Source organism: Catenulispora rubra, from assembly GCF_015356825.1.
Classification (GTDB): domain Bacteria; phylum Actinomycetota; class Actinomycetes; order Streptomycetales; family Catenulisporaceae; genus Catenulispora; species Catenulispora rubra.
Map to the genome: position 1 here is coordinate 45,878 of NZ_JAACYW010000042.1, position 10,951 is coordinate 56,828.

Below are 10,951 nucleotides of genomic sequence, written 5' to 3' on the forward strand. Positions count from 1 at the left end.
GGAACGGCCGAAGCCGGCCCGCGGTCGGGACCGTCCGGAGAGGACGGCTCAGGAAGCCGGGGTGTAGCTGACGCTCAGCGAGCCGACGACCTGGTTGGCGTTGAAGAACGTGGTGTGCAGCGCCTGGTCCAGGTAGGCCGCGCCGGCCGGGTCCACGTCGGCGTCACCGGTCAGGGTCTCCGGCACCACGCCGTTGCCGCTGCCGATGGTGTTGTTGCCGAGCGCGAACAGGGTCACCGGGGTGGTCGAGCCGTCCGGCACCGCGGTCAGCGACTGGGTGTCGCCGCCGAACGCGACGTCGTGGAAGCAGACGATCTTGCCGGTGAACGCGTCGGCGAAGGCCAGGCCGCCACCCAGGGTGATGCTGCCGTAGAACCGGGCGAGCACCGCGTTGCCGCCGGTGACCGGGAAGGTCGCGGTGGCGCCGGTGGTGTTGCTGTAGCTGCCGGTCGCCGACGGCAGCGGCACCGCCGCGATGCCGGAGTGGAGCGCGCTGTCGACGAAGGCGTTGGTGGCGGTCAGGGTGACCGAGCCGGAGGCCGGGGTGCCGGTCGCGCTGGCGGCGGGGAGCGCGAAGGCGGTGGCGGCCAGGGCGGCCGCAGCGGCGGCCGAGCGGATGGCGATGCGGTTCATTGCAGGCTCCTACATGATCGGGTGTGACAGGCGATGAACTACGAAGGGGCCGGGCCCGTCGGATTCGTCCTGATGGACGCTTCCGACGGGCCCGCTACGTACTCGGATCCGTGGTGGATCCGTCTTTCAGCCGGTCAGGGACGACCGGACGCTCGGCGAGAGTCAGACGCCGGGCTGCAGCGTGCCGCAGCCGTGGCTCAGGGTCTGGAAGCCGTAGCTGGTGATCAGGCTCGCGCCGTTGGTGCACAGGTAGCCGCTGTTGCTGCTGCGGTCCAGCAGGGCCTTGAGGTGGCTCTGCTCGGTCGCGCCGCCGGGGCCGGTGCCGTTCCAGTCGGCCTCACGGACGACGTGGAAGACGTTGCGGGTGTAGGTCAGCGACAGGGCGTTGTTCCAGACCTTGGTCGCGGTCAGGATCTGCTGGGTGCTGTCCAGCGAGCGCACGGCGTCCAGCGAGCCGGGCAGGTCGCTGCCGCCGCCCTTGCTGTCGTAGACCTGGCCGACGTAGTGGCTCAGGGAGTAGGGGAAGATGGCGTCGGTGTTGCCGGTGAACGCGGCGTCGGTGCCCTCGTTCTCCTCCGGGGTGACGGACTGCCAGCACGGCTCGCTGGTCGCGGTGATGCCCAGCGCGTTCAGGAAGAACGAGCGGGTGCCCGAACCGGACTGCGGCACGTAGACCTTGATCGTGTCGGTCGACGACGTCGGGTCGGTCGGCAGGCTGTTCCAGGTGGTGTAGGTGCAGTTGTAGATGCCCTTGAGCTCGGCGCTCGTCAGGTTCGACGGCGCGTTGCCACCGGTGTAGGCCGACCAGCCCACCGCGTCCGAGGCGAACGGGATGAAGTAGTCGGTGGTGCCGGTGTTCGGCGGGCGCGAGGAGCGGGCGATGTCGACGCAGGTGTAGTCGGTGTTGTTCAGCGCCGTGATGCCGGAGCCGGAGCCGTTCGGGCGGTTGATCTCGCCGGCCCCGGGCGGGGTGGCGGTGGTGTCACAGCCGGTCTTCGGGGTGATCGGCGAGGTGCCGGTCGCGTCCCAGCTGTAGAACTTCGACGCCGGGGTCGGCGTGGAGCCGTTGTACTGCGTGGACAGACCGTTGTCGAACGACTGGATCGTGTCCGAGCCGACGGCGACGATGGAGCCGGCGGCCGGGGTGGACGCCGGGTCGGCCATCGCGGCGCCGTTCGACGCCATCACGGCGCCGAGGGCGGCCGCGGCGACCGCCGAGGTCATCGCGAGCTTGCGGGTGACAGAGCGCATTACATTTCCTCCTGCAAGGGGGACTGGTCCTTGCGGGAATGACATTCGCCGAAGGGCTCCCTCCCGACCAGGGTTCAAGGTCTTTACGGCCTGCCGGCCGGCGGACCGCGCGCCGCACAGATGTGCTGCTGGCAGGGTGTGTGAGAACCCTGAAACAGAGTCGGGCGAAACCCGGTGTGCTTCCGGCAGTGGCGCGGTAGTGCCGTCTTCGGGGCCCCGCGTTCACCTAGGAACAGCGCTGTCCGGCGTTCGACACGCGGTCCGCCGAGGCCGTCAGGGGCGAGCCCCGGCCGGGTCGGCCCAGGCGGACTGACGCACGACGGGATGTTCGTGATGCCCCACGCGGACTCGAAGAAGGAGCCGGTCCCTGAGATCCTCGTATTCGGCACAGATCTTCATATTCGGCACAGATCTTCGTATTCGACATAGATCTTCGTATTAGACACAGATCGCCGCATTCCGGCACGCATCCGGTCATCCTCCGACGAGTCGTGAACCGCGTACCGTCCACCATCACCGAAGGCGACTGCTCGTCACAGCCCCCTCACCCACGGTCGCGAAGCCGCGCAACGCGCGCATGCCGTCGAACGGGCAGGCCACAGCGCCCGCCGAGCGCTCCCCCGCGGGGTCGGCGGCACCACGAGTGTTTCCCTCAGTACCGTCCCGGCGCCGCCTTGGTCACGCCTCGTTCATCTCCCGCGGCGGGCGAATCCCGACAGGGCGTTCAGGAATCCGGTCGCTCCGCCGCGGCACTGGTCGGGGCGGAGGTAGCCGCGGGCGCTGCGGGCCACGACCACGCCCGCGTGCATGCCGGTGCCGGTCACGCGCACGGGCAGGGCCGCCGACCACCACCAGTCCGGGCCGTCGGCGTCGCGGCCCAGGCGGATGCTCAGGGCGTCGCGGTCGGCGACCAGTTCGCGCCAGGCCGCGTCCAGGGCCTCGTCGCTGCGGTAGGCGCCGGCGGAGCGGGCCAGGGGGCGGCCGTTCGCCGCCAGCAGGATCCAGACCAGTTCGCCGTCGCCTGCGCGCACCACCAGGGCACCGGGCATCTCAGCCGTCGGCGGCCAGCAGCGCCAGGAACTTGGCGACCGCGATCTGGCAGGTGGCGTAACGCTCGTAGGACCGGATCGACCTGGCCAGCGGGGTTCCGCTCGGGGACTGCAGGACCCAGGTCCAGCCGGCTCCGTCCTTCACGTGGCTGATGCGCGCCGACAGGTTGGGCGCGTCGCGCCTTAAGCGGGAGTAGGCCCGGCGTGCCTCGTCCGCGGCAGAGTACGCCGGGGCGGAGATGGCCACGATCCGTCCGTTGCTCGCCTTCGCCCGCCAGCGGTAGCGCCCGTTCTCAGCGCGGTCCACCAGCACCCGTCCGCTCTCGTCCCGAACAGTGTCCATGGCATGCCGCCCAACACTCGAGCTCGATTTTGAAGGTTCTCGAGCGATCAATCTAGGCGTGCTAAGCAAACCAGGCGCCGGGAAACGTCCGACCAAGGACATCTGTTCGCCCACCCGTTGCGCCTTAGTCGCTTACGAGGCGTGATCACCTGTCAGAGCACTGAATCACCGGTGAGGAGCGCGGGTGCCGGGGACCCCGATCAACCGCTTCAGCAAACCGCCCGCCACCCGCCGTTCGACCGTTCTCAACCCCGGAAGCGGTGGGCACGGAGCGAAGTCGGGCCATCACCCGGAGCGAGGTGATTGCTCGGCCCGATCGCGGGTACTGCGGCATTCTTGAAAAGTTTTGGTGCTTTCGCCTGAGGGTTGCTCATAGCATCGACGTCTACGCTGGCTTGGTTCGACAGGACATCCCACCAGATCGGAGACACACGTGCGGATCACCGTGATCGGCACCGGCTACCTCGGTGTCACCCACGCCGCCTGTATGGCCGCGCTCGGCTTCGAGGTGATGGGGCTGGACGTCGACGTGGAGAAGGTCGCCGCCCTGGCCGCCGGCCACGTCCCGTTCTACGAGCCCGGCCTGGAGGACCTGCTGCGCGAGCAGATCGCCGCCGGCCGGCTGTCCTTCACCTCCGATCACGCCGAGCTGGCCGCCTGGGCCGGCGAGGGCGCGCTGCACTTCGTCTGCGTGGGCACGCCGCAGAAGAAGGGCGAGTACGCCGCCGACATGACCTATGTCGACGCCGCGTTCGAGACCCTGGCCCGGTCGGTCGCGCACCAGGGCCGCTCGCTGCTGATCGGCAAGTCCACGGTCCCGGTCGGCACCGCCTCCCGGATCGCCGACCGGATCGCCGAGCTGGCGCCGAACGCCGAGGTGGCGTGGAACCCCGAGTTCCTGCGCGAGGGCCACGCCGTGCACGACACGCTGCACCCGGACCGCCTGGTCGTCGGCGTGCGGTCGGAGCAGGCCGAAGCCGACCTGCGCCGGGTCTACGCGCGGCTGCTGGCGGAGAACGTACCGCTGGTGGTCACCGACTTCCCGACCGCCGAGCTGGTCAAGGTCTCCGCCAACTCCTTCCTGGCGGTCAAGATCTCCTTCATCAACGCCATGGCCGAGGTGTGCGAGGCGGCCGGCGCCGACGTCATGCAGCTGGCCGAGGCGCTGTCCCACGACCCGCGCATCGGCCACCGCTTCCTGGTCCCGGGCCTCGGCTTCGGCGGCGGCTGCCTGCCCAAGGACATCCGGGCGTTCATGGCCCGGGCCGGCGAGCTCGGCGTGGACCAGGCCCTGGCCTTCCTCAAGGAGGTCGACGCCATCAACATGCGGCGCCGGGTCCGGACCGTGGACCTGGCCCGCGAGCAGTGCGACGGCTCCCTGCTGGGCAAGCGCGTCGCGGTCTGGGGCGCGGCGTTCAAGCCGGAGTCCGACGACATCCGCGACTCCCCCGCCCTGAACGTCGCGGCGTCGATAAACCTGCAGGGCGCGCAGGTCACGGTCTACGACCCGAAGGCCACGGACAACGCGCGCAAGATGTACCCGACCCTGTCCTACGCCGACTCGGCGATGGAGGCGGCGGACCAGGCGGACGTGATCCTGCACCTCACCGAGTGGCAGGAGTTCCGGGACCTCGACCCGGTGGCGGTTCGCACCCAGGTGCGACAGACCCGGATCATCGACGGCCGCAACGCGCTGGACGCGACGGCCTGGCGGAGCGCGGGCTGGACGTACCGGGCCCTGGGCCGGCCGTAACCGGCCAGGCGGGTCGGCAGAGGCAGCCAGGCCAGGCTGGTTCGGCCGCATTAGCCGATCAAGGGCGGGCACCGCTAGGCGACCCGCTCCTCTTTACATCTCTTTCACCGCGATCCCGCGTTGTAAGACATCCGAGCAATCCCACTACCGCTTAGAGAAACTTACCCGCCGTAGCATTGAGACGGGCCCGGACGCACGGCGTGGGAAGGCTCCGCAGGAGACGACCCACGACAGCTGTTCGGACGCGCAACGATACTTCTACAACAGGGCGGGTTCCCCATGACCAAGCAGGTTGAGAAGGTAGACCGGGTCATCATCCGTTTCGCCGGCGACTCCGGCGACGGTATGCAGCTCACCGGTGACCGGTTCACCTCCGAGACCGCGGCGTTCGGCAACGACCTGTCGACGCTGCCCGACTTCCCCGCGGAGATCCGGGCCCCCGCCGGGACCCTGCCCGGCGTGTCCGCGTTCCAGCTGCACTTCGCCGACCACGACATCCTCACCCCCGGCGACGCGCCGGACGTGCTGGTGGCGATGAACCCGGCGGCGCTGAAGGCGAACCTGAAGGACGTCCCGCGCGGCGGCACGGTCATCGTCAACACCGACGAGTTCACGCCCCGCGCGCTGACCAAGGTCGGCTACGCCGCCGACCCGCTGGAGGACGGCTCGCTGGACGGCTACAAGGTGCACAGGGTCGCGCTGACCACGCAGACGGTCAAGGTCCTGGAGGGCCACGACATCTCCCGCAAGGACGCCGAGCGGGCGAAGAACATGTATTCGCTCGGCCTGCTGTCCTGGCTCTACCACCGGCCCACCGAGGCCACGGTGGCGTTCCTGGAGAAGAAGTTCGCCAAGAAGCCGGCCATAGCGGCCGCGAACGTGGCGGCGTTCCGCGCCGGGTGGAACTACGGGGAGACGACCGAGGACTTCGTCGTCTCCTACGAGATCGCCCCGGCCCCGATGCCGAAGGGCACCTACCGGAACATCCACGGCAACCTGGCCCTGGCCTACGGCCTGATCGCGGCCGGCCACCAGAGCGGGCTGCCGATGTTCCTCGGCGCCTACCCGATCACCCCGGCCTCGGACATCCTGCACGAGCTGAGCAAGCACAAGAACCACGGCGTGCGGACCTTCCAGGCCGAGGACGAGATCGCCGGCATCGGCGCGGCCCTGGGCGCCAGCTTCGGCGGGTCGCTCGGCGTGACCACCACCTCCGGCCCCGGCATCGCGCTGAAGGGCGAGACCATCGGCCTGGCGGTGAGCCTGGAGCTGCCGCTGGTCATCTGCGACATCCAGCGCGGCGGCCCGAGCACCGGCCTGCCGACCAAGACCGAGCAGTCCGACCTGCTCCTGGCCATGTTCGGGCGCAACGGCGAGGCCCCGGTGCCGATCGTGGCGCCGCGCTCCCCGGCGGACTGCTTCGACGCCGCCGTGGAGGCCGTGCGGATCGCCGTCACCTACCGCACCCCGGTGTTCCTGCTCTCCGACGGCTACCTGGCCAACGGCTCGGAGCCCTGGCACATCCCGGACGTCGCCGACCTGCCGGAGATCGCCCCGAACTTCGCCGCCGGCCCGAACAAGGTGCTGGAGGACGGCAGCGAGGTGTTCTGGCCGTTCCTGCGCGACCCGCAGACCCTGGCCCGGCCGTGGGCCGTCCCCGGCACCCCGGGCCTGGAGCACCGGATCGGCGGCATCGAGAAGCAGGACGGCACCGGCAACATCTCCTACGACCCGGCGAACCACGACCTGATGGTCCGGACCCGCGCGGCCAAGGTGGCCGGTATCGACGTCCCCGAGCTGGAGGTCGACACTGGGTCCGATTCAAATTCAGGCTCCGGCGAGGCGAAGGTCCTGGTCCTGGGCTGGGGCTCGACCTACGGTCCGATCCAGGCCGCCTGCCGCCAGGTCCGGCGTGGCGGGCAGGCCGTCGCACATGCGCACTTGCGCCACTTGAACCCCTTCCCGGAGAATCTCGGGCGCATACTGAAGGAGTACGACAGAGTGCTCATCCCCGAGATGAACCTCGGGCAGCTCTCCATGCTCATCCGCGCCCGCTACCTCGTGGACGCGGTCGGCTACAACCAGGTGCGCGGCCTGCCCTTCAAGGCGGCTGAGCTGGCCGGAGTGATCAAGGATCTGATCGAGTCGGACGCGGTTGACAAGGTGGGGGTCTGAACAACCATGCCTGAACTTCTCAAGCTGACAACCAAGGACTTCAAGACCGACCAGGAAGTGCGCTGGTGCCCCGGCTGCGGGGACTACGCGATCCTGGCGGCGGTCCAGGGCTTCATGCCGTCCCTGGGCATCTCCCGCGAGGACATCGTGTTCGTCTCGGGCATCGGCTGCTCCTCGCGCTTCCCGTATTACATGAACACCTACGGGATGCACTCCATCCACGGCCGCGCCCCGGCGATCGCCACCGGGCTGGCCGCCTCCCGGCCGGACCTGTCGGTGTGGGTGGTCACCGGCGACGGCGACGCGCTGTCCATCGGCGGCAACCACCTGATCCACGCGCTGCGCCGGAACGTCAATCTGAAGATCCTGCTGTTCAACAACCGGATCTACGGCCTGACCAAGGGGCAGTACTCGCCGACCTCGGAACTGGGCAAGATCACCAAGAGCACGCCGTACGGGTCGCTGGACGCCCCGTTCAACCCGGTGTCGCTGGCCCTGGGCGCCGAGGCGACCTTCGTGGCCCGGACCATCGACTCCGACCGCAAGCACCTCACCTCGGTGCTCCAGGCCGCGGCCGAGCACCAGGGCACGGCGCTGATCGAGATCTACCAGAACTGCAACATCTTCAACGACGGCGCCTTCGAGAACCTGAAGGACAACTCGGTCCGGGACCGGCACCTCATCCGTTTGGAGCACGGCCAGCCGATCGCGTTCGGTCCGGACGACGAGCGCTATGGCATCGTGCGGATGCCGGACGCCACCCTGAAGGTGGTGCCGCTGGAGCAGGCCGGGGACGCCGTGCTGATCCACGACGCGCACACCCCGGAGCCGGACCTGGCCTTCGCCCTGTCCCGGCTGCCCGACCCGGCGACGCTGTCCCCGACCCCGATCGGCGTCTTCCGGGACGTCACCCGGCCGACGTACGACCAGCTGATGGCCGACCAGCTCGACGACGCCGCGCGCACCCTCGGCTCGGGCAAGCTCGACGAGCTCCTGCACGGGTCCGACACGTGGACGGTCTCGTGAGAGGTCGATGACACTCCCCCGTTCGGCCCTGCCGGACGATGAGTTCGACCGCGATGCGACAGTCCTGGTCGCAAACGCAGAGCTCATGATCGGGAGCGCCCCTCCCCGCTCGCGGGCAGGGGCGTTCCCGTTGGCGCAAACGAAATGCAAACGCCCTCAAGTTGGATGATCTGATCTCCGAGGTGATAGGACAGACCTTCGGCATGGGCATAGGGACCATGTTGGTCCTTTGTATCCCGCCGAGATGAGGCAACTTGCGATGAGCAGAACCAGCACGGCCGCGCCGAAGCCGGCCGGCGCGGGGGCGAGCGCGGTACCTGTCGCGGCGCCCGGGGCCCTGGCCCCGGACGTCAACCTTCCCGAGTCGCTGGGCTACCGGGTCAAGAAGAAGATTCTCGGGAAGCCTCTGGTCAACGACGAGCTGCACGGGGAGAAGCTCAACAACCCGACCGCGCTCGGGATCATGGGCATCGACATGATCTCCTCCTCGGCGTACGGCTCCGAGCAGATGCTCACGCAGCTCATCCCTTACTTCGGCGCGCTGGGCTTCATGCTGGTCATGCCGATCACCGGCGTGATTCTGGGCATGCTGATCCTGCTGACCCTGTGCTACCGGGACGTGGTCTCGGTGTACACCAAGGCCGGCGGGTCCTACGTGGTGGCCCGCGACAACTTCGGCCCGAAGATCGCCCAGATCGCCGCGGTCGCGCTGATGATCGACTACGTGGTGACGGTCGCGGTCCAGATCTCGGCCGGCACCGACGCCATCGCCTCCTACCTGGCGATCACCTTCTCCGTGGACATCACCAGCTGGAAGCTGTGGATCACGGTGGCCGTGGTCCTGCTGCTCTGCTACGGCAACCTGCGCGGGGTCAAGGAGGCGGGCAAGCTGTTCGCCTCCCCGGCGTACGTCTACATCGTCCTGGTCGGGATCACCCTGATCCTGGGCGTCGTGCAGCTGGCCACCGGCACCCTGCACCACGCCACGAACGCGCACGACACCACCAGCTACGGCGGGATCGTGCAGGTCGGCGGGCACACCAACTTCCTGCTCACGGCCGGGGCGGCGCTGGCGCTGCTGCGCGGCTTCGCCAACGGCGGGTCGTCGCTGACCGGTCTGGAGGCCGTCTCGAACGGCATCTCGGTGTTCAAGAAGCCGGCCGGCGCCAACGCCCGCAAGACGCTGACCGCCATGTCGGTCATCCTGGGCTCGCTGGTGCTGGGCGTCTCGATCCTGGCCTGGCAGATGAAGACCTACCCCTACACCAACGGCGCGCCGACCGTCCTGGCGCAGATCACGCACCTGGTGTGGGGCAAGAACGCGGTCGGCGGCGTGATGATCACCCTGGTCCAGATCGCCACCGCGCTGATCCTGTACACCGGCGGCAACACCTCCTTCAGCGGCTTCCCGTTCCTGGTCTCCTACGTCGCCGACGACTCGTTCCTGCCGCGCCAGCTGCGCACCCGCGGCCACCGCCTGGCGTTCTCCAACGGCATCATCGTGCTGACGATCCTGTCACTGGTCCTGATCGTCGCGATGGGCGGCAACCTGACCAAGCTGGTGTCGCTGTACGCGATCGGGGTGTTCACCGGCTTCGTGATGGCCGCGACCGGCCTGTTCAAATACCACTGGATCCGCAACGAACCACGCCGCACGTGGAAGCTGTTCGTCAACGGCTCGGCCGCGGTGTGCTCGCTGGCCGTCGTCCTGATCTTCGCCGTCACCAAGTTCACCGAGGGCGCGTGGCTGGTGGTGGTGGTCTTCCCGCCGGCGGTGTTCGGCCTCATCCAGCTGAACAAGCGCTACCGCCGCGAGGCCGACGCGCTGGCGAACACCCCGGCCTCGGCCCTGCTCCCGACCCGCACGGAAACCTCGGTCATGGTCCTGGTCGACTCGGTGGACCTGGCCGTGATCAAGACCCTGCGCTACGCCCGCTCCCTGCGCCCGACGGAGCTCCGGGCGGTGCACCTGATGGTGGACAACGTCTACGCCGAGCAGCTGCGCAACCAGTGGGACGCCTCCCAGGCGGCGGACATCCCGCTGGAGGTCATCGAGGTCCCGGACCGCCGCATCCGCCGCGCGGCGATGGAACTGGCCGCCCGCGAGACGGCGGACGGCTACGAGGTGACGGTCCTGCTCCCCCGCCGCACGTACTCGCCGGTCGCAGGCCGCCTGCTCCACGACCGCACGGCGGACCGCCTGGCCGAGGTCCTCTCGACCCTGCCGCACGTGGTGGCCACGATCGTGCCCTTCGACGTCGTCGAGGCCATCGAGGAACTGGAGCTGGCCGAGAAGGGCCACAAGAGCAAGATCCGCGAGGCCGAGGGCACCGGAGCCGCCAAGCCCCGCTCCACGAAGAAGATGCTCCTCGACGCCGAATGCGCCAGCATCCCGGACCCCGGCCACGGCGTCCCGGTCCCGCTGACCCCGATCGGCACAGTCCAGTGGCGCCAGCGCGCAGCGGTCGAAGGCCGCATCAGATCGGTGGCGGTATCCCCGGTGAAGGGCTCCCCCGCCCTGGAAGCCGAACTCTACGACTCCTCCGGCGGCATCACCCTGGTGTTCTACGGCCGCCGCTCGATCCCCGGCATCGAGCCGGGCGCGAGCATGCGCGTCGAGGGCATGGTCGGCGAGATGGAGGGGCACCTGGCGATGGCGAACCCGACGTACAAGCTGCTGCCGCGCGAGTACGGGGACGACGAGTAGCGGGTGGTGGGTGG

At 69.1% G+C, this 10,951-nt stretch carries 8 protein-coding genes; 4 read left to right on the forward strand and 4 right to left on the reverse strand.

What is annotated here, in order from left to right:
• Nucleotides 1-48: 48 nt before the first annotated feature.
• The 4 genes from GWK61_RS14810 to GWK61_RS14825 all read right to left on the reverse strand — a co-directional run bounded on the left by GWK61_RS14810 (nucleotide 49) and on the right by GWK61_RS14825 (nucleotide 3,276).
• A complete protein-coding gene (locus tag GWK61_RS14810; RefSeq protein WP_194908933.1) occupies nucleotides 49-633 on the reverse strand; it encodes a hypothetical protein in 585 nt (194 codons plus the stop codon).
• Between the two features lie 162 nt (nucleotides 634-795).
• Complete coding sequence (locus tag GWK61_RS14815; protein ID WP_194908934.1) at nucleotides 796-1,884, reverse strand: substrate-binding domain-containing protein; 1,089 nt, start codon at nucleotides 1,882-1,884, stop codon at nucleotides 796-798.
• A gap of 689 nt (nucleotides 1,885-2,573) precedes the next feature.
• Nucleotides 2,574-2,933: a hypothetical protein gene (locus GWK61_RS14820; protein WP_194908935.1), complete on the reverse strand. Its 360-nt coding sequence runs from the start codon at nucleotides 2,931-2,933 to the stop codon at nucleotides 2,574-2,576.
• Between the two features lies 1 nt (nucleotide 2,934).
• Nucleotides 2,935-3,276 carry a DUF1508 domain-containing protein gene (locus tag GWK61_RS14825; protein WP_194908936.1) on the reverse strand — a complete coding sequence of 114 codons (342 nt, stop codon included), beginning with the start codon at nucleotides 3,274-3,276 and terminating at the stop codon, nucleotides 2,935-2,937.
• 433 nt (nucleotides 3,277-3,709) lie between these two features.
• Between GWK61_RS14825 and GWK61_RS14830 the strand changes: the two genes are divergently transcribed.
• The 4 genes from GWK61_RS14830 (at nucleotide 3,710) to GWK61_RS14845 (ending at nucleotide 10,937) form a co-directional block, all read left to right on the forward strand.
• A complete protein-coding gene (locus tag GWK61_RS14830) occupies nucleotides 3,710-5,029 on the forward strand; it encodes a UDP-glucose dehydrogenase family protein (protein WP_194908937.1) in 1,320 nt (439 codons plus the stop codon).
• Between the two features lie 279 nt (nucleotides 5,030-5,308).
• A complete protein-coding gene (locus GWK61_RS14835; protein ID WP_194908938.1) occupies nucleotides 5,309-7,204 on the forward strand; it encodes a 2-oxoacid:acceptor oxidoreductase subunit alpha in 1,896 nt (631 codons plus the stop codon).
• 6 nt (nucleotides 7,205-7,210) lie between these two features.
• Complete coding sequence (locus GWK61_RS14840) at nucleotides 7,211-8,230, forward strand: 2-oxoacid:ferredoxin oxidoreductase subunit beta (RefSeq protein WP_194908939.1); 1,020 nt, start codon at nucleotides 7,211-7,213, stop codon at nucleotides 8,228-8,230.
• 259 nt (nucleotides 8,231-8,489) lie between these two features.
• The gene (locus GWK61_RS14845; RefSeq protein WP_194908940.1) at nucleotides 8,490-10,937 is read left to right on the forward strand and encodes an amino acid permease; all 2,448 of its coding nucleotides are present in this window, start codon (nucleotides 8,490-8,492) and stop codon (nucleotides 10,935-10,937) included.
• Nucleotides 10,938-10,951 lie beyond the last annotated feature (14 nt).